Origin of the sequence: Jiella soli, from assembly GCF_020615385.1 — a bacterium.
GTDB lineage: Bacteria > Pseudomonadota > Alphaproteobacteria > Rhizobiales > Rhizobiaceae > VKMB-3413.
This window is the reverse complement of record NZ_JAJAVB010000016.1, coordinates 238,508-259,897: the sequence shown is the minus strand read 5'-3', so window position 1 is coordinate 259,897 and position 21,390 is coordinate 238,508. Positions and strand designations below refer to the sequence as shown.

Below are 21,390 nucleotides of genomic sequence, written 5' to 3'. Positions count from 1 at the left end.
GATCGCCATGACCACCCTCCCCCTCTACCAAGTCGACGCGTTCGCGAACCGGCTGTTCTCCGGCAATCCGGCCGCCGTCGTGTCGCTCGACGCCTTCCCGTCCGACGAGACGATGCTGGCGATCGCCGCCGAGAACAATCTGTCCGAGACGGCCTATGTCGTGCCGGCCGGTGAGGCGCGGTGGGAACTGCGCTGGTTCACCCCGGCGATCGAGGTGCCGCTCTGCGGCCATGCGACGCTCGCCACCGCCTTCGTCCTTTCGGACGTTCTCGGCGAGACGGCCGAGACACTCACCTTCGTCACGCGCCGGTCCGGCGAATTGACCGTCACCCGTGGGGCGGACGGCTGGTTCGACATGCGCTTCCCGGTGCGCCCGCGCGGCAGCGCGGTCTCCCCCGACACCGTGGCGAGGGCGCTGGGCAAACAGCCGGTCGAGATCGTGGAGTTCGCGGTCCCGGGAGACACTTCCTGGCTGGCGGTGTTCGAGAGCCGGGCCGAGGTCGAGGCACTTCGTCCGGACTTCCGCGCGCTCGCCGCCCTGCCGCCGCTCAACGTCGTCGCCACCGCGCCGGGCGACGCGGCTTCGAGCCTCGACTTCGTCTCGCGCATGTTCGCGCCGAAGGCCGGGATCGAAGAGGACCCGGTGACCGGCTCGGCCCACTGCTCGCTGGTGCCCTATTGGGCGGAACGGGTCGGCAAGAAGACCTTCGTCGCCAAGCAGGTGTCGAAGCGCGGCGGGGATCTTCGGTGCCGGCTCGACGGGGAAACGGTCGTCGTCTCCGGCGAGGCCGTTCTCTACATGAAGGGCGAGATCACGATTCCGGGTTGATCCGGGGCATCAGCCGGACGCGGCCGACCCGTTCTGCCCTCGTCCCGCCAAAAAGGCACGGACCGGAACCAGCGATCGTTCCGGGTCCTCCTCGAACGGGACATGGCCGAGATCCGGCAGGACGACCGTCGTCGAGTTCGGCAGGTTCTTCGCATAGTCCATGGCGTTCGAGACCGGGATCATCCTGTCCTCCCGGCCCCACAGGAGAAGCGTCGGCGCAGCGATCGTCCGCAGGATCGGCGCCGGGTCCTGCAGCAGGACCTGCCCCATGCGGGCGATCGTCGCCGCGCGTGCCCCGGGAGCGAGGAGGAGATCGTAATAGCGGTCCAGGGTCGCGTCCGTGAGTTTTTCCGGATCGGCATAGGCCGGGACGAGATTCATGCGCACCAGCGGCTTCGGCAGGACGTAGCGCATCAGCTGCACCATCGCCGGCACCTCAGGCGTCTTGCCGTATTCCATGCCGTGGCTCTCGAACCCGTCCGGCGCGATCAGCACCAGCCTGTCGACGCGCCCGGGAAACTTGGCCGCGAACAGCCAGGCGAAGCGGCCGCCCATGGAATTGCCGACGAGGGTCGCCCTGTCGATGTGGAGGACATCCATCAGGGCGGCCAGGATTTCGAGCGTGCGCGCATCGGAATAATCGCCATCCGGATCCGGCCCGGAGAGACCAGTGCCCGGAACGTCGAACCTGACCACCCGGTATTCGCTCTTCAGGGCCTCGGCCCAGGACTCGAAAGTGTGAAGCGACGATCCGAAGCCATGCAGCATGACGATCGCCGGGGCGCCCCTCGGCCCGTCGTCGCGCACATGCAGGCGGATGCCGGAGACCGCGATCAGATCGCTCGGCGCGCGCAGGTACTTCGCATGGAGCACGTCCTCCCGCCGGTCGGGCGTCCACAGCCAATAGGCCCCGACCCCAAGGACGGCAGCCAGACCCAGCACCAGCGGGAACGAGACGCGCATAGACAACTCCGCAACTACGACTCGTCACCAAAGCCCGCAGGGACGCAGATGACAAGCCGAAGCCGCCCCGGACAAGGTGGTATCCCGCTTCTATCTGGCTGAATCGAGCCGTTCGGGAACGGGCGGCGATAGGGCGGAATTCTGCGACGTCATCGCGCCTGTCGTCGCCCCCTCGGCACCGAGGAGCGTCGCCTTTCGGAGCGCCGCCAATCCGACCGTGATCCACAAATCATGCACCGACCACTGGTGGCGGCGCTTGTGCCGGCGGATCTCCAAGAACGCCTCGCTTCCGAGAAATTCCGGCAGGGAGAGGCTCCCCTTCGCCTGATTGCAGCCGCGGCAGGCCGGAATGGTGACGAGACCGCCGCCCTTGTGCGCTTTCGGGATGACGTGGTCGCGTGTCGCCAAGGTGGCGGGCTGCGGCTTGCCTTGCGGGCAGCGCTTACGCATGGGAATGCCGCAATAGGCACACCATCTGCGGCGATCGTCCTGCCACCACGATCCGACGATCGCAGCAGTCCTGGCATGCAGATCGCGGAGCAACGCCGGGTCCATGCCGAACCATCCCAAACGGAATTTAACAATTACTTCAAGTTGCAGATCAACTTGTCGGGTCGAAGCCAAGCTGCCCGGCCATCGTCACAGGGTCGCCAGCACGCCGCCGTCGACATAGAGGATCTGGCCATTGACGAAGTTCGAGGCCGCCGAGGCGAGGAAGATCGCCGCGCCCTGAAGCTCCTCGACCTTGCCCCAGCGCCCGGCGGGCGTGCGCGTCTTCAGCCATTTGTCAAATGCGGGATTGTCGATCAGCGCCTGGTTCAGCGGCGTCTCGAAATAGCCGGGGCCGATGGCGTTCACCTGCAGCCCGTGCCGCGCCCAATCGGTGCACATGCCGCGCGTGAGGTTCTTCACCGCGCCCTTGGTCGCCGTATAGGGCGCGATCGAGTAGCGCGCGGCCTCGCTCTGCAGGCTCGCAATGTTGATGATCTTGCCGCGGCCGCGCGGGATCATGTGCCGGGCGACCGCCTGGCCCACCAGGAAGACCGACTCGACATTGGCCTTCAGGATCTCGCGGAAGGTCTCGACCTCGAACTCCTCAAGCGGCGCGCGCCGCTGGATGCCGGCATTGTTGACGAGGATGTCGATCGGCCCGACCTCCGCCTCGATCTTCTCCACGGCTTCGGTGACCGCCTGGGGATCGGTGACGTCGAAGGCCGAGCCGGAAACGTCGAGGCCGCTCGCTCGCAGGCGCTCGACGGCAGCCTCGAGCTTCGCCCGGTCGCGCCCGTTGAGCACCACGCGCGCGCCGGTGCGGCCCAGCCCCTCGGCCAGCGCGTAGCCGATGCCCTGGCTGGAGCCGGTGACGAGCGCCAGACGGCCCGAAAGATCGAAGAGCTGGAGGGACATGGGTTTCCTTTCATGGGCGCTGAAAGCCGGAAAATCCGATCGAAATGGCCTGCGCCTTGCGGCGGTCCACGCCGTGCGGCGCGATCACGGCGGAATCTGCATCGCTGTCGCCCGGTCGCGTCGGGCGAAGACGGGCAGCGACCACGCGCTATTCTGCGGCCTCGACGGTTTCCGATGCTGCGATCGCCGCCATCACGACCTCCGGCTCGCGCGCAAGGACGTTGAGGAGGACGCGGGCGGGACCGGTCGGATAGCGCCTGCCCTGCTCCCAATTGCGCAGCGTGGCGACCGGCACGCCGATCTTCGCCGCGAGCCCTTCCTGGGTGAGGTTCAGCTTTGCGCGGATTTCCGGAATGTCGGGCACTTCGACGACGAAGCGATGGACTTTCACCTCCGAGGCGTCGCCCTGAAACCATTTCAGCGCCTGCTCGAGGGATCGGAGCATCCGCTCGTTGGCTTCTTCCTGCGTCTCGATTGGAACTGGACTTTTCATCTGCCTAGTATCCGAACAGCCGTCTGACATCATTGATGATCCGCACCACCCGCAAGATCGTCGAGAGCGCCTCCGACTTGGATGTCTCGACCGGAACAACGCGAAGAAGAACGATCCGACTGAATTCCTCCGACGCTGCATAGGTGATGCGCATCCGGCGAAACGTCCAATCCCAAAGGCTCGCTGACTCCGGCCGCGGTGTTCCGACAATGGGATTCGACCGCAGGACGCTCAAGGCGGAGTCGAGGGGCTCGCCTTCGAGGCCATAGAGCGCACAGTCCAGTTGAAACTGTTCCGTCTCGGCGAGCTCCACTTCCAGCCTCGGCGGCACCGTTCCATCCTCTGATATACGCCACTGGCGCAGCGCGCGCAATTTGGCGCAGAGGCAGGATGGGCGAAGATGGCCTGCCTCGCAACCGGAATGCGACCCTTGGCAGAGGAACCGATGACTTCCTGCGCCAACCGCCCTACCCTCGCTTCCATGTTCCTGACCTTCTTCCTCAAGCTCAGAGAGGCCGGCGTCCCGGTCACGCTCAACGAGCATCTGGCGCTCTTGTCGGCGCTTCGCGCCGATCTAGTCACCTATGACGTCGAAGGCTTCTATTATCTGGCGCGCGCGACGCTGGTGAAGGACGAGCGCTTCGTCGACCGGTTCGACCGGGTGTTCGCGGACGTCTTCAACGGCGTCGAGGCCGTCTCGGGGGAGGCCGGAGCCGACGCCCGCGACCTGCCGGAGGAGTGGCTGCGCAAGCTCGTCGAGAAGCATCTCACCGAGGAAGAGAAGGCGCTGGTGAAGAGCCTCGGCGGGTTCGACAAGCTGATGGAGACGCTGAAGGAACGGCTCGCCGAGCAGGAGGGCCGGCACCAGGGTGGCTCGAAGTGGATCGGCACCGGCGGCACCTCGCCCTTCGGCGCCCATGGCTACAATCCCGAGGGCGTGCGCATCGGACAGGACGAGAGCCGGCACCGCCGGGCGGTGAAGGTGTGGGACAAGCGGGAATTCCGCGACTTCGACGACCAGGTCACGCTCGGCACGCGCAACATCCGCGTGGCGCTGAAACGGCTGCGGCGCTGGGTGCGCCAGGGGGCTGAGGACGAACTCGACCTTGGCGGAACGATCCGCTCGACGGCCGAGCACGGCTATCTCGACGTGAAGACCCGGCCGGAGCGGCGCAATGCGGTCAAGGTCCTGCTGTTCCTCGATGTCGGCGGGTCGATGGACGATCATGTCCGCGAGGTGGAGGAACTCTTTTCCGCCGCACGCTCCGAATTCAAGCATCTCGACTTCTTCTACTTCCACAACTGCCCCTATGAGCGGCTGTGGAAGGACAATCGCCGCCGCCACGCCGAGACGATCCCTACGATGGACGTCCTCCGCACCTATGGTCCCGACTACAAGGCGGTCTTCGTCGGCGACGCCTCGATGAGCCCTTACGAGATGATGATGCCGGGCGGCTCGGTCGAGCACTGGAACGCCGAGGCCGGCGCGGTCTGGCTTGAGCGCTTCGTCCGGCAATGGCCGCGGACGGTCTGGCTCAACCCGGTGCCGGAACGGCACTGGCAGTTCGCCCAATCCATCGCCATGATCCGCGACGCCGTGGCCGGCCGGATGTTTCCCCTGACGCTCGAAGGAATCGAGGCGGCGACGCGCGCCCTGACCCGCTGAACCCGCTCGCGCTTCCGCCCCGCGCAGATGCGGGTGCCGGGGCCGCGCGAATCTGTCGGCTAGCTGTCGGACTGATGTCACCGACACGGATCGCCAGATTGTGTAACGATTCTAAACTTGAACTCGCGGTGCAGGTGAGGATTCTTGGCAGCGACTGAAATCATCAGGTCCGTCGAGGCGCGGTCGCCTGCTCGGATCGGGCGGGCGACCTCGCGGATGCGGGGCTAAGGTCCACAGACACCAAGAGGACGCTCAATGGCTCTTTCCGCTCCCCGCACTGTGGGCTGGTCCAAGCTGAACATCACCCTGCACTGGCTGATCGTGCTCTTCATCATCGTCCAGCTCATCGATCACGAATGGATGGTGGACATGTGGCGCGCGTCCCGCCGGGGCACGGCGATCGACGCCACCACCGCCACCTGGGGCTGGACCCATATTGTCGTCGGCACGCTCGTCCTCATCGCCGCCGCCATCCGCCTCTGGGACCGCTATAGGCATGGCCGGCCCCCGCATCCCGAAGCCGAGCCGAACTGGGCGGTGTGGGTCGCCAAGATTACGCACTTCCTGATCTACGCGATCCTGATCGTCATGCCGATCGCCGGCCTGATCGCCTGGTTCGCGGGCAGTCATGACGTGGGCGAGATCCACACCTTCTTCTGGACGCCGCTCTTGATCCTCATCGGCCTGCATGTGCTCGGCGCGCTGGCGCATCAGTTCTGGTTCAAGACCGACGTGCTGAAGCGGATCGTCAAGCCGGCCTGAGGAGCCGGCTGCCCGAAGAATGACCGGCCGGCCGCTCAGAGGCCGGCCGCACGCGCGAGGGCGACGGCGAGTGTGCCGATCGCGACGGTCGCGATCAGCGGCAGCCGGAGTGCCAGGAACGCGCAGGCGACGATCGCCACGCGCTCCGGCCAGCCGCCCGTGACGAGGACCGGCCCGACGATCGCTGTCAGGACGGCCGCGGGAACGGCATCGAGCGCCGCCGCGGCGCGCGGCGGTAGGCGACCGATGCGTGAGATCAGCAGATAGCCGCCGATCCGCGTCAGATAGGTGAGAAGGCCGGCGAGGACGACGACGAGCCAGACGTCAGCCACGCCCGGCGCCCTCAACGGATTCGGTCGCCGGAGATGTCAGTGCCGCGACCGCGATGCCCGCGAGCCCGCCGACGCTGACATGCCAGGGCGGCCCCACCGTGAGATAGACCAGCATCGAGACGAAGAGGCTGGTCAGCGCCACCGGATAGAACTGGCCGCGCCGCCTGAACGTCATAACCAGCGCAAGGAAATAGACCGGCAGCACGAAGTCGAGGCCGAAGGCCTTGGGGTCCTCGATCAGCGAGCCAAAGGCGGCGCCAATCAGCGAGGCGAGCTGCCAGCCGACATAGAGGATCAGGCCATAGGTGAAGTAGTAGCGCTTGGTCAGCGGCTGGTCGCTCGCGCGCACTTCCGCCGCGCCGAAGGTCGGGTCGACGAGGACCGAGAAGGCCGCCGCCTTCTGGAGCGGCGAGAAGCGGCCGAGATGCCGGCCGATCGATGCCGAATAGAGGACATGGCGGAAGTTGAGCGCGAAGACCGTCAGGAGCACCGACCAGAGCGGCGCACCGAGACCGAGCAGTTGCAGCGCGGCGAGCTGCGAAGCGCCGGCATAGACGAGGACGGAAAAGCCGAGCGCCTGAAGAACGGTCAGGCCGGAGCCGACCGCGATCGCACCATAGACGATGCCGAATGGCATGACGGCGAGAAGCACGGGAAAGACCTGCCGCAGGGCGGCGCCGCTTTCCGATCGGGCGGGCTCGGACAAGGCATGACTCATGAAAGGTCGAAAGAAGCGCAGGATGTAGCGCCGCACGCTCCTGCCGTCGAGACCAGCCGGGGACGGCAGGCAGCCGGCCCTATTGGGCGGCGTAGAGAACCTCGCGCGGAAATTCGGCCAGCGTGATGGTCCAGCGGTCGAACGTGTCGGACAAGGCGGCTTCGGTGAGACCGACGGTCGAGTGATTGAGTTCCACCACCGGCAGGCCGTCATCCGTCAGATAGGCCTTGTTGTAGGGACTGACACTGTTCCAGGTGTTGATCGTGTCGAGATCGATGTCGCGCTGGTCCCAGATCGCGTAGAAATCCAGCGTCTTGCAGTCCCTGTGGTCGGTGCAGTCGATGAAGAAGAGCTGGTAGCTGGTCCCGTTGATGGTCCCGACGATCACCGGATCGCCGTTCTCGACCGTCGTCAGACTGGCATCGCCATAGCCCTTGGCCATCTTCAGGATCGCGTCGAAATCATTCGCGCCGATGAGATCGGTCGCGGCGGCCGGCCTCGCCGCCTGCTCGGGCTGCGATGGCAGGCCGGTGTCGGGATCCTTGGACCCGGCCGCGCCAGCGTCGATCACCGGTGCATACGCGAACGCCGCGGCAAGAAACAGGGGGGCAAGGCCGAAGCGCGCGCCGCGCGACAGGCGGAAGTGCATGGTGAATTCCCGTTTGAACAGACCGCATTGTCGCGCGGCGATGCTCTCGGGACAATGCGTCGGCCGGCCTTCCGGTCGCGATTGTCAGCGCCGCGTGGCGCCATTGCATCGCAGGGCGGCAATGACAGTCGGCAAAGCCGTCAGCCCGCCTCCACCCCGCCGCGCCCGATGCGCGCGAACCAGGCGTCCTCGTCGATGACCTCGACGCCGAACTCCTTGGCCTTGTCGAGCTTGGAGCCGGCGCCAGGCCCGGCGACGACGAGGTCGGTCTTCTTCGACACTGATCCGGCGACCTTGGCACCCAGCGCCTCGGCCATGGCCTTCGCCTCGTCGCGCGTCATCTTTTCGAGCGAGCCGGTGAAGACGATGGTCTTGCCGGCGACCGGCGAGCTGGCGGCGGGTCGCTGCCGCAGTGCGTTTGTGGTCGAGACGCCAGCCTGCAGCAGCGCTTCGACCGCGCCGCGATTGTGGGCCTCGGAGAAGAACTGGAAGAGCGACCCGGTCGCCACCGGTCCGATGTCGCCATTCGTCGCGAGCCTCTCGAAGGCGGGACCCGGCTGCTCCCTGCGAGCGGCCGCAATCGCTGCGCGCAGGCCCGACGCGTCGGCGAACCGCTCCTTGAGCGAGACGCGCTGATTGGCCTTCAGCCCCGCCTCCGGGTCGCGAAACGGATCGTAGCCGGGGTCGGAGAGCTTCGCCTCGTCGAGCGACAGGAGTGCCTCGAAGGTCTTGTCGCCGACATGCGGCGTCTGCCTCAGGGCCTCGAAAGCCTCGCCCGGCTGCTCCTTCGCCGCCGCGTCCACCCCGGCGACGAAGGCTTCGACGTCGGGAAACAGGCGCGCCAGCGCCTTGGCCGAGGTCTCGCCGATCTGGGGAATTCCGAGCGCGAAGATGAAGCGGTCGAGCGGGACGGAGCGGCGTTCTTCGATCGCCTCCAGAAGGTTCTCGATCGCCTTCGACGTCTCGGCCTTCTTGGCCGGCCTTTCCGGCTCGGCCTTGCCCTCCGCCTGGCGCCGCGCCTCGGCGACTTGGCGGCGGCGCGCCTCGATCGCCTCGCGCAGCGGCTCGAAGGTCAGGCGGAAAATGTCGGCCGGCTCGCGCACCAGACCCGCATCGAACAGGGTCTCGATATAGGTCTGCCCGAAGCCTTCGATATCGAAGGCGCCGCGCGAGACGAAATGCTTCAGCCCCTCGCGCCCTTGCGCCGGGCAGGTGAGCCCGGCCGTGCAGCGCCGCTTGGAGTCGGGGCGTCCGGTGCGCGGGTTCATCTCGCGCACCGCCTTCGACCCGCAGACCGGGCAATGGTCCGGAAAGACGAAGGGTTCGGCCCCCTTCGGCCGCTTCTCCATGACGACGTCCAGCACCTGCGGAATGACGTCGCCGGCACGCTGGACGATCACCGTGTCGCCGATCCTGATGTCGCGGCCCCCGCGGATCTCGTCGCCGTCGGAATCCCGGCCGGCGATATAGTCCTCGTTGTGGAGCGTGGCGTTGGAGACGACGACGCCACCGACGGTCACCGGCTTCAACTTGGCGACCGGCGTCATCGCGCCGGTCCGCCCGACCTGGATGTCGATGTCCTGCAGCACCGTCGTCGCCTGCTCGGCCGGAAACTTGTGGGCGATCGCCCAGCGCGGCGAGCGCGAGACGAAGCCGAGTTCCTTCTGGAACCTCAAATCGTCGACCTTGTAGACGACGCCGTCGATGTCGTAGCCGAGATCGGCCCGACGCTCCTCGATCGCGTGATAGTGCGCGATGAGGCCCTCGATGGTCTCGAACCGCCCCATCAGCGGATTGACCGCGAAACCCATCCGGCCCAGCGCCTCGACGACCTCGGTCTGGGTCGTGCCCGGCACCTCGGAGACCTCGCCCCACGCATAGGCGAAGAACTTCAGCGGCCGCGACCGGGTAACGGCCGGGTCCTTCTGGCGCAGCGAACCGGCCGCCGCGTTGCGCGGATTGGCGAACTGGCGGATCTTTGCCGAGGCCAATGGGCTGCCGCCCGAGGTTTCCATCGCCTCGGCTTCCGGGTCCGTCTGCCCGTCCGCCTCCGCATCGGCCTCCTGATCCGCCTCCGGCTCGACACCGGCCGCCAGCCGCTCGTTGAGCGCGGCGAAGTCGGCATGGCTCATATAGATCTCGCCGCGGACCTCGAAGACCGCCGGGCGGATGCCGGCGAGCCGGTGCGGAATGTCGTCGATGGTCAGAGCATTCGCCGTCACGTCCTCGCCGACGCTGCCGTCGCCTCTGGTCGCGGCGGTCACGAGGCGCCCGTTCTCGTAGCGCAGCGACAGCGACAGGCCGTCGATCTTCGGCTCCGCGGTGATCGCCAGCGGGGCGTCCTCGGCGAGATCGAGAAAGCGGCGCACTCGCCTGGCGAAGTCCCGGACGTCGTCGTCGGCAAAGGCGTTGTCGAGCGAGAGCATCGGCAGCGCATGGCGCACCTTGGCAAATTTCGCCGAAGGAGCCGCGCCGACGCGCACCGACGGCGAATCCTCGCGCACCAGGCTCGGGAAGCGCCGTTCGATCGCGCTGTTGCGCCGCCGCAGCGCGTCGTAGTCCGCGTCCGAGATGGTCGGAGCGTCTTGCTCGTGATAGCGCCGGTCGTGAGCCGCGATCTCGGCGGCGAGACGGGCGAGCTCGTCCGCCGCCTCCGCTTCGCTCAGGTCTTCGACCGGCTTTTCGGCCATCGCTGAATCCGTCTTCATCGCTTCTTGTCATCCAGGTGCCCGACGGCCGGACGTTTCCTACGGCCAACGCTGGCCATGACCTTGCCCTGTGGCCACATCTGGCGCACTTTCCCTGATGAATGACCCTGCGGGAAAGTCCAGATATGGCCGACCTTCTTCAAGTCACGCTCCCGGACGACCTCATGCAGGAAATCGCCGTCGCGGTCGAATCCGGCAAGGTTTCGACGCCGGACGAGCTGGTGACGCAGGCGCTGACGGCCTATTTCGAAGCCGACCGCGCACAGCGCCTCGACCGCGTACGCGCCAGAATCCGCTCTGCACTCGATGACCCTCGTCCTCATGTGCCGGCCGACGAGGCCTTCGCGAGGATCCGAAGCGAACTCGCAAAGCGCCGCGCCGGATCTTGAGGCGACTTCCGGTCCGGCTGACTGAAACGGCCATCGCATCGTTGATGGACATCGCGGACTACATTGCCGAGGCGTCGGGATCGGTCGACGTCGCACTGGCCTTTACCGATCGAATCGAGCGCCGCTGTCGAAAGATCGCAGATGCCCCGAATGGCGGAACGCCCCGGGCCGACTTGGGAGAGGACGTACGCCTCGTTCCATTCGAAAGGTCGACCGTCATCCTTTACCGGGTGGCCGACGAATATGTCGACATCATCGACATCGTCTATGGCGGACGCGACTATGCAGCAATCCTTGGGCGCAAGGCGTCATGACTCGAGCCATTCGGGCTGCGGAAGGTCAAGGGCGAGCAGGCGTTCGGAGACCCGCCGTCGGATCGGCGGGATGCGTGTTGCGAGCGGAAACCCCAGCGGCATCAGATATTTGACGAGCGCTGGCGGATGGGCGACGAGGTCGGTCATCCGGCGGGTCGCCTTGAGAACGGCGTCGACCACCGGCAGTCTCCGGGTCTCGTATTCGCTCTCGCGGCCCTTCGAGAGGAGGAAGGCGATCGTGCCGGCATCCCAGATGCCGAGATTCATGCCGCGCCCGCCGACCGGTGAATGGACATGGGCGGCATCGCCGGCGAGATAGACCCGCCCCTTCGCCATCCGCTCGGCGCGGCGAAAGGCGACGTGAAACTTCGAGGTCCAGACGATCCCGGAGACGTTCTGGAGCCCGTCCAGAAGCGTCCGGGGGTCGTCCACCAGCCCGATCAGCCGCGCCTCATGCGCGCCGAACGGCAGAAGCGCCGTGCCGCCGCCGCCGGAGCGCAGGCTGATCTTGGCGTGGTGCGCGTCGATCGGAACCGAAAAGCGCACGTCGGCGAGCGAGAACGTGCCGGGATAGCCTTCGCCCTTCCAGGGAATGCCCACCGCCTCGCGGACGCGGGAATGTGCGCCGTCGCAACCCAGCACCGCGTCGGCGGCGAGACATTCGCCCGTAGACAGCGTCGCGGTCGGCCGATGGGTCTCGCCGATCTCGGTGACAGACACGTTCCATTCGACCGCCACGCCATGCTCTTCGAGCCAGCCGATCAGGATTCGTTCGGTGCGGGCCTGCGGCAGGGACAGGATGAAGGGCGTCGGCGTTCTCGCACCCTTGATCCGGAAGGAGAACAGAGGCTTGCCGTCGCGCGAGAAATCGGCGCCCAGGATGCGCCCGCCCTCCGCCAGCATGCGGTCGGCGACGCCCGAGGGCTTCAGGATCGCAAGCGTCGTCGGCAGGACGGCGAGCGCGCGCGACTGGTTGTCCGGCGTCGGTCCGGCCTCCGCATCGACGATGCGGACCTTTAGCCCGCGACGGGTCAGTTCGACCGCCGCGGCAAGCCCGACCGGCCCGGCCCCTGCGATCAGAATGGTCTTCCCCTCGGCCACCATGTCCCTCATCCCACTCCCCTTCCGGGCTGAGGTCGTCCGCCAGGGCGGGGACGATTTCAGCGCGCGTCGGCCTCGATCAGGCGGGCGGCCGCCGCCCGCGCCTCGTCGGTGACGCATTCGCCGGCGAGCATGCGGGCGATCTCCTCGCGCCGGCCCGCCGCGCCGATCGCGGCAACACGCGTCGCCACCCGATCCTCGCCATTCGCGGCGCCGGCCTTCGAAATCAGAAGATGCGTCGTCGCCCGCGCCGCGACCTGCGGCGCATGGGTGACGGCGAGCACCTGAACGGTGCCGGCAAGGCGCGCGAGGCGCCGCCCGATCGCGTCCGCCACCGCGCCGCCGACGCCGGTGTCGATCTCGTCGAAGACGAGCGTTGGCGCCGAGCCGCGATCCGCGAGCGCCACCTTCAGGGCGAGGAGGAAGCGCGAGAGTTCGCCGCCGGAAGCGACCTTCATCATCGGCCCTGCCCGCGTGCCGGGATTGGTGCGCACGTGGAATTCGATCTGGTCGATGCCGGAGGACGAGGCCTGGTCGGGATCGCTCTCCATCTCGACGATGAATTCGGCCCGCTCGAGCTTGAGGTCCGGCAGCTCGGCCATCACCGCCGCTTCGAGCAGGCGGGCGGTCGTCCGGCGCTCCTGCGAGAGTTCGGCGGCGAGGCGATCGAAGCGCTCCCGCTTCTCACCGAGCTCACGCTCGAGCGCCTGCAGGCGCTCCTCGCCGGCGTCGAGATCGGCGAGATCGCCGATCATCTTCGCGGTCAGCTCCGGCAGGTCGTCGACGGGCACGTTGAACTTGCGTCCCGCCGCACGCAGCGCGAACAGCCGCTCCTCGGTCTCTTCCAGCGCCCGCGGATCGAATTCGAGCGAGCGGAGCGCGCTGGCAAGACTCATCTGCGCGTCGGACAGGGCGTCGAGGGCGGTGTCGAGGCGCTCGATCGCCTCGTCGAGAAGGCCCGGCAATTCGTCGCGCTTGCGGTCGAGGCGCTTCAGGAGCCCGGCGAGCGGCGGGATCGGCGAGGCCGTGCCCGACAGTTCCTCATGCGCGTCGTTGACGTCGGTCGCGATCTTCTCCGACCGCATCATCACCTGGCGGCGCTCGGCGAGTTCTTCTTCCTCGCCGGCGATCGGGGCGAGATCGGAGAGTTCCTCCACCGCGCTTCTGAGATAGTCCGCCTCACGGGCGGCCGCCTCGACACGCGCCCGGTGCTTGGCGAGCGCGTCACGGGCCGATCGCCACGCCGAGAAGGCGGCAGCGACGGCGTCCGCCTCCGGCTGCAGCGCGCCGTACTGGTCGAGCAGCATGCGATGGGCGGCCGGATCTACCAGCGCCCGGTCGTCGTGCTGGCCATGGATCTCGACGAGGGCGAGGCCGATTTGGCGCATCAGGCCGACCGAGGACGGCCGGTCGTTGATGAAGACGCGGGTACGCCCGTCCGCGGTCTGGATTCGGCGCAGGACGACGTCGCCGTCGTCGTCGAAGCCGTTGTCGGCAAGGAGCGTCCTGACGCCGTGGTCGGCCGAAAGGTCGAAGACGGCGCTCACCTCCCCCTGCTTGGCACCATGGCGCACCAGACCGCCATCGCCGCGGCCGCCGAGGGCGAGCGACAGGGCATCGAGCAGGATCGACTTGCCGGCGCCGGTCTCGCCGGTCAGCACCGAAAGTCCTTCGGCGAGCGACAGATCGAGGCGCTCGATGAGGACGATGTCACGGATCGATAGATGGACCAGCATGGCCGGATCGTCGGTAACGAGGCGTCGCCGGAATGGCAACACTGGCGACCATATAGACGCTTCCCCCGGCGGATGCATCGCCAAAAGAGAACAAAACCGGAAAATCCGACGTCGAGGGGCCGATCTGCCGCCCGCCCGTCCGGGACAGGCCGATCAAAGGCCTGCCCGGTCCGTTGGCGTCGCTCAAGCGCCGGAAGAGGCGCCGAGGATCTTGCGGCCGGCTGCGGTAAACCAGGACGTCGCCCCGCCCTCGCGCGGCTCAAGCCCCTTCGACTTCAGGAGCGCGTAGGAGTCTCGATACCAGGGCGAATCCGGGAAGTTCTGGCCGAGGACGGAGGCCGCGGCCTGCGCCTCGCCGGTGAGGCCCATCGCGTAATAGGACTCGGTCAGGCGTGCCAACGCCTCCTCGACCTGGCGCGATTCCGGATAGACGTCGACCACGTTCTTGAAGCGGTTGATCGCGGCCACATAGTCGCGCCGTTCGAGATAATAGCGACCGACCTGCATCTCCTTGCCGGCGAGCTGGTCGCGGGCGATGCGGAGCTTGGTCTGGGCATCCTCCACATAGGGAGAATCCGGATAGCGCTCGATCACCTCGCGCATCGCGGCGGCGGCGCGGGCGGCGCCGACCTGATCGCGGGTCACGTCCGGGATCTGCCGGTAGTAGGACAGGCCGATGATGTACTGCGCGTAGGCGGCCTCGTCGGTGCCCGGATAGAGCGAGAGATAGCGCTTGGCGGCATTGACCGCCTCGTCATAGTCGCCGCCGCGATAGCTGGTGAAGGCGTTCATCACCAGCGCCTTGCGCGCCCATTCCGAATAGGGGTGCTGGCGGTCGATCGCCTCGAACTTCTTGGAGGCTTCGCCGAGCCGCCCGCCTTCGAGATTGGCGAGGCCCTGATTGTAGAGGACGTCCGGCGGATCGGTCTGGGCGGCGAGCGCCAGGACGTCCACATCGGTACTGCTCGACTGGCATCCGCCCAGCCCCGCGGCACCGAGTGTGAGACAGGCCCCCAAGACGAGGCGCGCCGCCAGCGGACGACGCATGGCCTTTGACATGTGCGCGATACTCATACGACTGGATCCCCTTGCCCCAATCCCCCAGGGCCAAACGTCATACGCCGACCGGTTGGTGCGAACAACGCTGAAGCCCGATCAACCCGCCTTTTTTGTGACCCGGCGGTCGGGCGAGGCGGTCAGAGCGTCTGGGGACCGTAGGCCGGGGCCGCGACCGCGACCAGCGGGGCGTGCCGCACGGGGTCGACCCGGCGCGACGGCATCTCGACGATCTCATAGGCCCGACGGTCGGCGAGAAGCGCCTGGAGGGCAAGAGCGTTCATCTTGTGGCCGCCGCGATAAGAGCGGTAGCAGCCGAGCACGCGCACGCCGGCGAGCGCCTGGTCGCCGACGGCGTCGAGCGTCTTGTGACGGACGAACTCGTCCGCAAAGCGCAGGCCATCAGGATTGATGACCCGGCCGTCGTCGGCGATCACGACGGAATTCTCCAGCGAGGAGCCGAGCGCATAGCCGGCGGCCCACAGACGCTCGACATCAGCCATGAAGCCGAAGGTGCGCGCCTTGGCGAGGTCCCGGGCGAATCGCTCGGCCGTCAGGTCCGCATGATAGACCTGCCGACCGATCGCCGCATTGGCGAAGTCGATCTCGATCTCGAACCGCGTGCCGTTATGCGGGCGGTACTCGGCCCGGGCGCCGTTCATCTCGACCGACACCGGCTTCAGGACGCGCAGATAGCGGCGCTTGGCCGGCTGGCTCACCACCCCGGCCTCTTCGATGGAGGCGATGTAGAGCGCCGCGCAGCCGTCCATGATGGGCGTCTCGTTCGCGTCGATCTGGATCACGACGTTGTCGACGCCCATCGCGTAGAGGGCGGACATCAGATGCTCGATCGTCGCGACATGGGCGCCGCGCGGGTCGCCGACCACCGTCGACAGATCCATCAGCGCGGCATTGGCCGAAACCGCCGGGATCTCATGCAGCACGCCGGAGGCGTCGCTGAGATGGAAGACGATGCCGGTATTGATCTCCGCGGGAAGCAGACTGAGTCGGACAGGCAGTCCGCGATGGACGCCGACGCCGTCGAAGTCGATCCGAGAACCGATCGTCTGCTGGAACATCACCACGTGTCGACAACCTTTCCCATCGCCTGATTGGAGACGCATCACGTCCGAGCGACGGTTGAACCCCTCAGAGGCGAAGGAGTGTTCGGCTTATTTCGATCGGCCACCCCACAGGCCGAAAGCGCCGAATATCCTTCGATTTCACATCCAACTTCCTAGAACGGAGACCCGTGTCGTCAAAATCACGGATTCTTACCCGTTATTAAAACGCCGCTTGATCGTTGTCGAAAATGGTAAACGAATTCAGCATCTTAACAAAAATGGCCCGACAGGAGTGCTGTCGGGCCATGTGACGTCAGCGCCACGGTTGCGCTGTCAGTTTGCCTGGCGACGCAGGAAGGCGGGAATTTCCAGCTGGTCGTCCTCGCTGGCGGGCCTTGCCGCAGTCGCCGGACGGGCGGCCGAGTCAGCCGCCGAACGGCGCGGCGCGTAGGGGCTCGCCTCGGTCGGGCGGCGCGTCTCGGCCTGCTGATGCTCCTCTTCCTCGCGGCGCGAGAGGCCGGTCGTCAGACGGCGCAGAAGTCCCATTGGACCCCGCTCGTCGCCCTGCTCGGCGGAGGCGGCGCGCGTCTCGATCTCGGCGCGGACCATGGGAGGGAAGTCCTCCACGCGCGGCATGCGCGGCGTGGCGGCGGCCTCCTGCGGAGCCGGACGGCGGACCGGAGCGGCCGGAGCCTGGGTCACCTGCGAGATCTCCGCCTCGAGCGCGGCGCTGAAGTCGTCCTCGAGCTCGGCGGCGACGCTTTCCTGCACTTCGGCGAAGCTCGGAGCCTGCGGCTGCACCGGTGCGGGTGCGGGCTGCGGCGCGGCGGCGATCGGTGCCTGGCGCGGAGCCGCTGCGGGCTGCGGCGCTGCCGCCGCAGGACGCATCGGCATCTCGGCTTCGACCTTGTCGATGCCCGTCGCGACGACCGAGACCCGGATGACGCCTTCGAGGTTCTCGTCGAAGGTCGCACCGAGGATGATGTTGGCGTCCTGGTCGACCTCTTCACGGATGCGGGTGGCCGCCTCGTCGACTTCGAACAGGGTCAGGTCGCGACCGCCCGTGATCGAGATCAGGAGGCCCCTGGCGCCCTTCATCGAGGTCTCGTCGAGCAGCGGGTTGGCGATCGCCGCCTCAGCGGCAGCCATGGCCCGGCCCTCGCCGGAGGCTTCGCCGGTACCCATCATCGCCTTGCCCATCTCGCGCATCACCGAACGGACGTCGGCGAAGTCGAGGTTGATCAGGCCTTCCTTGACCATCAGGTCGGTGATGCAGGCGACGCCCGAATAGAGCACCTGGTCGGCCATGCCGAAGGCGTCCGCGAAGGTCGTCTTGTCGTTGGCGATCCGGAACAGGTTCTGGTTCGGAATGACGATCAGCGTGTCGACGTTCTTCTGCAGCTCCTCGATGCCCTGCTCGGCGATGCGCAGCCGGCGCTGGCCCTCGAAGTGGAACGGCTTGGTGACGACGCCGACGGTGAGGATACCCTTTTCGCGGGCTGCCCTGGCGACGACGGGAGCCGCACCGGTGCCGGTGCCGCCGCCCATGCCGGCCGTGACGAAGCACATGTGCGAGCCGAGCAGGTGATCGCAGATCTCGTCGATCGATTCCTCGGCGGCCGCACGGCCGACCTCGGGCTGCGAACCGGCGCCGAGGCCCTCGGTCACCGCGACGCCCATCTGGATGATGCGTTCGGCACGCGAGGAGCGCAGCGCCTGGGCATCGGTATTGGCGATCACGAACTCGACCCCCTCAAGGCCGGCATTGATCATGTTGTTGACCGCATTGCAGCCACCACCGCCCACGCCGAAGACGGTGATGCGGGGCTTCAATTCGGTGATGTCCGGCTTCTTGAGTGTGATGCTCATACCTTTGTTCCTCTTTCAGAATGCATCAGGCCGTCTCGCCGCGCGGCCGATCAGTCTTTTCCTTGGCGCGCGGCGCGCACCGTTTCAGTTCTGCGGCCGCCCTTCGAAGCGGCCGCACATGGGTTTTCACAGGCTCTTGCGAAGCCAGGAGCCGAAGCCGCCGCCCATCGTCGCGGTCATGGCGCGGGCCGCGATCGAGCGGTCCGCGACAAATTCCCGGTGTGCGACCTGCGGGTAGATCAGGAGGCCGACGGAGGTCGCAAAACCGGGCCCCTTGTTGGAAGGATTGAGCCCGGCGACGCCGAGCGGGCGACCGAGGCGCACATTGCGCTGCAGGATCGTGCGGGCGGTATCGGGCAGACCGGCGAGCTGACTCGCACCGCCGGTTAGCACGACGCGCTTGCCGATGACGTGGCCGAGACCGGAGGCGGCCAGGCGGTCGCGCACCAGCTCCAGCGTTTCCTCAACGCGCGGCCGGATGATCTTGGCGACCAGCGAGCGGGCGACGACGATGGGCTGATCGCCGCCGTCCTCACCGAGCGGCGCCACCTGCAGCGGCTCGCTGTCGTCCATGAGTTCGTTCAGCGTGCAGCCATGCATGACCTTCAGCCGCTCGGCGTCGACCGGACGGATCGACAGGCCGCGGGCGAGATCCATGGTGATGTGGCTGCCGCCCATGGCGACGGAATCGGCATAGACGAACCGGCCGTTCTGGAAGATCGCGATCGTGGTCGAGCCCGATCCCAGGTCGATGCAGGCCGAGCCCATCGCCGCCTCGTCCTCGACCATGGTCGACAGGGCGCTGGCATAGGGCGTGGCGACGAAGGCCTCGACGACCAGATTCGCGCGGTTGATCGCCGCTTCGAGATTGCGCAGAGGCGTCAGCTCGGCGGTCAGGACGTGCATGTCGGTCCGCAGCGCCTCGCCGGTCATGCCTTCGGCATTCTCCAGCCCGGCCTCGCCGTCGAGGGCGAGGTCGTAGACGAGCGAGTGAAGCGCGATGCGCGCCGGGTCCAGGCTGATCCGGGCCGCATCGGCATTGGCGCGCCCGACATCGGCGGCCGTCACCGTGCCGTCGACCGGGACGGTAGCCGAGCCCCGCTGGCTCTTCAGCCGCCCGGCGGTGACCGAGACGATCAGCGATTCTACGGCGAGCCCCGCCATGCGCTCCGCCGCGTCGACGCATTGGCGGATCGCCTGCTCGGCGGCATCGAGGTCGACGACGACGCCGGCCTTGATGCCGCGCGAGCGGTGATGGCCGACGCCGATCACCTCGATCGTATGGGTGCGGTCGGGCAGCATCTCGCCGGCGAGGCGCGGCCTGAGCCGCGCGATCAGGCAGGAGATCTTCTCGGATCCGACGTCGAGCACGGAAATCACCCGCGAGCGACGCCGCGGCAGCGCGCTGATGCGCGGCAATTCGGACCGGTCGCGGAAAAACAGACTCATACCGGCTTGTCCTTCCGGTTACGCTTGATGATCTTCTCGCGCTCTTCGAGGCGAGCGTTGCGGCGCACCAGCGCGTCGGGCGTCAGCTTGATCACCATGCGATCATCGAGACGCATGTCGACGGCGGCGATGTCGCGCGAGAGCAGGCCGTTCTCCCGATCCATCCGATCCACCTCCGCCAATGCCTCTATCGGTTTCTCCTCGGGCAGCCGGATCAGGACGCCGTTTTCCAATTGCAGGTCCCAGCGACGATCACCCACCCTGATATATGCCTTCACCCTTGCGCGAAGCTCGGGCAGCACTTCCATGTCGTCGATCAGCTCGGCCGCGTTGCCTGCCGCCCCCGTTCCGACGACGACCGGCAGATTGCCGAAGCGGCCAGGCGTGAACGGCACGATGGTCTTGCCCTCGCGGTTGACGACTTGGAACGCGTCGCCGATCTGCCAGACGGCATAGGGATGATGTTCCGACAGCGTGATCTTGACGCGGTCCGGCAGGATCTTGGCGACGGAGGCGCGGTCCACCCAGGGCATCGACTCGATGGTCTGGCGGGCCTGGGCGGGATCGAGCGACAGGAGCGTGTGAGCCCCGGTCTGCCAGAGGGCCTGCAGGACGTCGATCTCGGAGGTCTCGCTGTTGCCCTGCACGTCGATCTGCTCGATCGAGAAGCCGAGCGGCTGGCCGATCCCGTCGAGAACCTCGTCGATGTGGCCGCCGACGACGACGCCATAGACCACCGCCGCACCGACCACGGTGAAGGCGAAGGTTCCGAAGCGCGGAAGCGGTCGGTCGGAAAAATGCACGAACAGGCCCGACGCTCGCCGCGCCAGGCGGACCGTCGTCAGAGCGAGGCGGCTCGGCGCCCGGTTCGGCGACGACTGGGGTCCGGACTGCGTCAACGATTGCATGACGCGTCCTCCACCATCCAGCTCACCAGTTCGACGAAGGAATGGCCGGCCTGCGCCGCGATGTCCGGCACGAGCGAGGTCGGCGTCATGCCCGGCTGGGTGTTGATCTCCAGCCAGACGATCTCGCCGCCCTCGCCGAAGCGGTCGTCATAGCGGAAGTCGGAGCGCGAGATGCCGCGGCATCCCATTGCCCGGTGGGCGGCAAGCGACCATTCCTGCATCTTGCGCGATGCCTGCTTCGGGATCGCGGCCGGCACGACATGGCGCGAGCCACCGGGCGCGTATTTGGAATCGTAGTCGTAGAAGGCGTGGCCTTCCGGAATGATCTCGCAGACTTCGAGCGCGACATCGCCCATCACCGCGCAGGTGAGTTCGCGGCCGTGCACGAAGCGCTCGATCATGACGATGTCGCCATAGGGCCAGTCGTTCGCATAGAGCTGCTGCGGCGGCTTCGACTGGTCCTCGCGCACGATCAGGACGCCGAAGCTCGAGCCTTCCGCGACCGGCTTCACGACATAGGGCGGCGGCATCACATGGCTGACCGCCGCATCGAGGCGGTGCATCACCTTGGCCTCGGCGACAGGAATTCCGGCGGCCTTGGCGACGATCTTCGCACGCTCCTTATGCATCGACAGAGCCGAAGCCAGGACGCCGGAATGGCTGTAGGGGATCTGCAGATATTCGAGGATGCCCTGGATCGTGCCGTCCTCGCCATAGGGCCCGTGCAGGGCGTTGAAGACGACGTCCGGCGCGAGATCCTTGAGAACGGTCGCGACATCGCGTGCGACGTCGACGCGGGTCACCCGGTAGCCGCCCGCTTCGAGAGCATCGGCGCAAGATGCCCCGGAAGCGAGGCTCACCGGCCGCTCCGAGGAAAATCCGCCCATCAATACCGCTACATGCTTGGCCATCTCTGCCCGATCCCGTCCGCAAGAGAGGGTTTCGACCATTCATCGCAGGCCGATGGTTAAGCGGAA

Annotated in this window: 22 protein-coding genes; 5 read left to right on the top strand and 17 right to left on the bottom strand. The window is 67.1% G+C overall.

The features are described from left to right. Nucleotides 1-7 precede the first annotated feature (7 nt). Complete coding sequence (locus tag LH400_RS10725; protein ID WP_229152661.1) at nt 8-829, top strand: PhzF family phenazine biosynthesis protein; 822 nt, start codon at nt 8-10, stop codon at nt 827-829. Nucleotides 830-838: 9 nt separating this feature from the next. On the opposite strand, the gene LH400_RS10720 is transcribed toward LH400_RS10725, so the two are convergent. From LH400_RS10720 to LH400_RS10700, 5 genes are all read right to left on the bottom strand, one after another. Beyond that, the gene (locus LH400_RS10720; RefSeq protein WP_229152660.1) at nt 839-1,792 is read right to left on the bottom strand and encodes an alpha/beta fold hydrolase; all 954 of its coding nucleotides are present in this window, start codon (nt 1,790-1,792) and stop codon (nt 839-841) included. Nucleotides 1,793-1,882: 90 nt separating this feature from the next. Next, nucleotides 1,883-2,416: an HNH endonuclease gene (locus LH400_RS10715; protein ID WP_229152659.1), complete on the bottom strand. Its 534-nt coding sequence runs from the start codon at nt 2,414-2,416 to the stop codon at nt 1,883-1,885. Nucleotides 2,417-2,431: 15 nt separating this feature from the next. Further along, nucleotides 2,432-3,199 carry an SDR family oxidoreductase gene (locus tag LH400_RS10710; protein ID WP_229152658.1) on the bottom strand — a complete coding sequence of 256 codons (768 nt, stop codon included), beginning with the start codon at nt 3,197-3,199 and terminating at the stop codon, nt 2,432-2,434. Between the two features lie 148 nt (nt 3,200-3,347). Then, the gene (locus LH400_RS10705; RefSeq protein WP_229152657.1) at nt 3,348-3,644 is read right to left on the bottom strand and encodes a helix-turn-helix domain-containing protein; all 297 of its coding nucleotides are present in this window, start codon (nt 3,642-3,644) and stop codon (nt 3,348-3,350) included. Nucleotides 3,645-3,696: 52 nt separating this feature from the next. Further along, nucleotides 3,697-4,023 (bottom strand): hypothetical protein, encoded by a 327-nt coding sequence (locus LH400_RS10700; RefSeq protein WP_229152656.1) that lies wholly within the window; start codon nt 4,021-4,023, stop codon nt 3,697-3,699. A gap of 150 nt (nt 4,024-4,173) precedes the next feature. Here LH400_RS10700 and LH400_RS10695 point away from each other — a divergent pair, with 150 nt between their 5' ends. After that, complete coding sequence (locus LH400_RS10695) at nt 4,174-5,358, top strand: vWA domain-containing protein (protein WP_229152693.1); 1,185 nt, start codon at nt 4,174-4,176, stop codon at nt 5,356-5,358. Nucleotides 5,359-5,613: 255 nt separating this feature from the next. Then, on the top strand, nt 5,614-6,120 hold the full coding sequence (locus LH400_RS10690) for a cytochrome b (protein ID WP_229152655.1): 507 nt from the start codon (nt 5,614-5,616) through the stop codon (nt 6,118-6,120). Between the two features lie 35 nt (nt 6,121-6,155). On the opposite strand, the gene LH400_RS10685 is transcribed toward LH400_RS10690, so the two are convergent. The 4 genes from LH400_RS10685 to ligA all read right to left on the bottom strand — a co-directional run bounded on the left by LH400_RS10685 (nt 6,156) and on the right by ligA (nt 10,527). After that, a complete protein-coding gene (locus LH400_RS10685; RefSeq protein WP_229152654.1) occupies nt 6,156-6,452 on the bottom strand; it encodes an AzlD family protein in 297 nt (98 codons plus the stop codon). Beyond that, nucleotides 6,445-7,158 carry an AzlC family ABC transporter permease gene (locus LH400_RS10680; protein ID WP_229152653.1) on the bottom strand — a complete coding sequence of 238 codons (714 nt, stop codon included), beginning with the start codon at nt 7,156-7,158 and terminating at the stop codon, nt 6,445-6,447. The genes LH400_RS10685 and LH400_RS10680 overlap by 8 nt, the downstream gene beginning before the upstream one ends. 91 nt (nt 7,159-7,249) lie before the next feature. Then, entirely contained in the window at nt 7,250-7,819 is a 570-nt protein-coding gene (locus LH400_RS10675) for a YbjN domain-containing protein (protein ID WP_229152652.1), read from the bottom strand. 140 nt (nt 7,820-7,959) lie between these two features. Beyond that, a complete protein-coding gene (gene ligA, locus LH400_RS10670) occupies nt 7,960-10,527 on the bottom strand; it encodes an NAD-dependent DNA ligase LigA (protein ID WP_229152651.1) in 2,568 nt (855 codons plus the stop codon). A 125-nt stretch (nt 10,528-10,652) separates the two neighbouring features. On the opposite strand from ligA, the gene LH400_RS10665 reads away from it, so the two are divergent. Both LH400_RS10665 and LH400_RS10660 read left to right on the top strand, forming a co-directional pair. Further along, complete coding sequence (locus LH400_RS10665) at nt 10,653-10,916, top strand: ribbon-helix-helix domain-containing protein (RefSeq protein WP_229152650.1); 264 nt, start codon at nt 10,653-10,655, stop codon at nt 10,914-10,916. Then, a complete protein-coding gene (locus LH400_RS10660; protein WP_255617018.1) occupies nt 10,913-11,230 on the top strand; it encodes a type II toxin-antitoxin system RelE/ParE family toxin in 318 nt (105 codons plus the stop codon). The genes LH400_RS10665 and LH400_RS10660 overlap by 4 nt, the downstream gene beginning before the upstream one ends. Here the strand turns inward: LH400_RS10660 and LH400_RS10655 are convergent. From LH400_RS10655 to LH400_RS10620, 8 genes are all read right to left on the bottom strand, one after another. Then, nucleotides 11,225-12,343, bottom strand: coding sequence for an FAD-dependent oxidoreductase (locus LH400_RS10655; protein WP_229152649.1), 1,119 nt, complete (start codon nt 12,341-12,343; stop codon nt 11,225-11,227). The two genes, LH400_RS10660 and LH400_RS10655, sit on opposite strands and share 6 nt — an antisense overlap. Before the next feature lie 47 nt (nt 12,344-12,390). Then, entirely contained in the window at nt 12,391-14,067 is a 1,677-nt protein-coding gene (gene recN, locus LH400_RS10650; protein ID WP_229152648.1) for a DNA repair protein RecN, read from the bottom strand. Between the two features lie 183 nt (nt 14,068-14,250). Then, nucleotides 14,251-15,141, bottom strand: coding sequence for an outer membrane protein assembly factor BamD (locus LH400_RS10645; RefSeq protein ID WP_229152647.1), 891 nt, complete (start codon nt 15,139-15,141; stop codon nt 14,251-14,253). Between the two features lie 122 nt (nt 15,142-15,263). Further along, nucleotides 15,264-16,202, bottom strand: coding sequence for a UDP-3-O-acyl-N-acetylglucosamine deacetylase (gene lpxC / locus LH400_RS10640; protein WP_229152691.1), 939 nt, complete (start codon nt 16,200-16,202; stop codon nt 15,264-15,266). Between the two features lie 318 nt (nt 16,203-16,520). Continuing rightward, nucleotides 16,521-18,056 (bottom strand): cell division protein FtsZ, encoded by a 1,536-nt coding sequence (gene ftsZ / locus LH400_RS10635; protein ID WP_229152646.1) that lies wholly within the window; start codon nt 18,054-18,056, stop codon nt 16,521-16,523. 126 nt (nt 18,057-18,182) lie between these two features. After that, nucleotides 18,183-19,505, bottom strand: coding sequence for a cell division protein FtsA (ftsA, locus tag LH400_RS10630; protein ID WP_229152645.1), 1,323 nt, complete (start codon nt 19,503-19,505; stop codon nt 18,183-18,185). Beyond that, nucleotides 19,502-20,413, bottom strand: a complete 912-nt coding sequence (locus tag LH400_RS10625) for a cell division protein FtsQ/DivIB (protein WP_229152644.1) — start codon at nt 20,411-20,413, stop codon at nt 19,502-19,504. Before LH400_RS10625 ends, ftsA begins: the two co-directional genes overlap by 4 nt. Continuing rightward, nucleotides 20,401-21,324: a D-alanine--D-alanine ligase gene (locus tag LH400_RS10620; RefSeq protein WP_229152643.1), complete on the bottom strand. Its 924-nt coding sequence runs from the start codon at nt 21,322-21,324 to the stop codon at nt 20,401-20,403. Before LH400_RS10620 ends, LH400_RS10625 begins: the two co-directional genes overlap by 13 nt. Between the last annotated feature and the right edge of the window lie 66 nt (nt 21,325-21,390).

Bases quoted from the DNA above. Each gene is read 5' to 3' on its own strand.
- LH400_RS10725 (WP_229152661.1), top strand. From the start codon at position 8: ATGACCACCCTCCCCCTCTACCAAGTCGACGCGTTCGCGAACCGGCTG.
- LH400_RS10720 (WP_229152660.1), bottom strand. From the start codon at position 1,792: ATGCGCGTCTCGTTCCCGCTGGTGCTGGGTCTGGCTGCCGTCCTTGGG.
- LH400_RS10710 (WP_229152658.1), bottom strand. From the start codon at position 3,199: ATGTCCCTCCAGCTCTTCGATCTTTCGGGCCGTCTGGCGCTCGTCACC.
- LH400_RS10705 (WP_229152657.1), bottom strand. From the start codon at position 3,644: ATGCTCCGATCCCTCGAGCAGGCGCTGAAATGGTTTCAGGGCGACGCC.
- LH400_RS10695 (WP_229152693.1), top strand. From the start codon at position 4,174: ATGTTCCTGACCTTCTTCCTCAAGCTCAGAGAGGCCGGCGTCCCGGTC.
- LH400_RS10690 (WP_229152655.1), top strand. From the start codon at position 5,614: ATGGCTCTTTCCGCTCCCCGCACTGTGGGCTGGTCCAAGCTGAACATC.
- LH400_RS10675 (WP_229152652.1), bottom strand. From the start codon at position 7,819: ATGCACTTCCGCCTGTCGCGCGGCGCGCGCTTCGGCCTTGCCCCCCTG.
- ligA (WP_229152651.1), bottom strand. From the start codon at position 10,527: ATGAAGACGGATTCAGCGATGGCCGAAAAGCCGGTCGAAGACCTGAGC.
- LH400_RS10665 (WP_229152650.1), top strand. From the start codon at position 10,653: ATGGCCGACCTTCTTCAAGTCACGCTCCCGGACGACCTCATGCAGGAA.
- LH400_RS10655 (WP_229152649.1), bottom strand. From the start codon at position 12,343: ATGAGGGACATGGTGGCCGAGGGGAAGACCATTCTGATCGCAGGGGCC.
- recN (WP_229152648.1), bottom strand. From the start codon at position 14,067: ATGCTGGTCCATCTATCGATCCGTGACATCGTCCTCATCGAGCGCCTC.
- LH400_RS10645 (WP_229152647.1), bottom strand. From the start codon at position 15,141: ATGAGTATCGCGCACATGTCAAAGGCCATGCGTCGTCCGCTGGCGGCG.
- lpxC (WP_229152691.1), bottom strand. From the start codon at position 16,202: ATGTTCCAGCAGACGATCGGTTCTCGGATCGACTTCGACGGCGTCGGC.
- ftsZ (WP_229152646.1), bottom strand. From the start codon at position 18,056: ATGAGCATCACACTCAAGAAGCCGGACATCACCGAATTGAAGCCCCGC.
- ftsA (WP_229152645.1), bottom strand. From the start codon at position 19,505: ATGAGTCTGTTTTTCCGCGACCGGTCCGAATTGCCGCGCATCAGCGCG.
- LH400_RS10625 (WP_229152644.1), bottom strand. From the start codon at position 20,413: ATGCAATCGTTGACGCAGTCCGGACCCCAGTCGTCGCCGAACCGGGCG.
- LH400_RS10620 (WP_229152643.1), bottom strand. From the start codon at position 21,324: ATGGCCAAGCATGTAGCGGTATTGATGGGCGGATTTTCCTCGGAGCGG.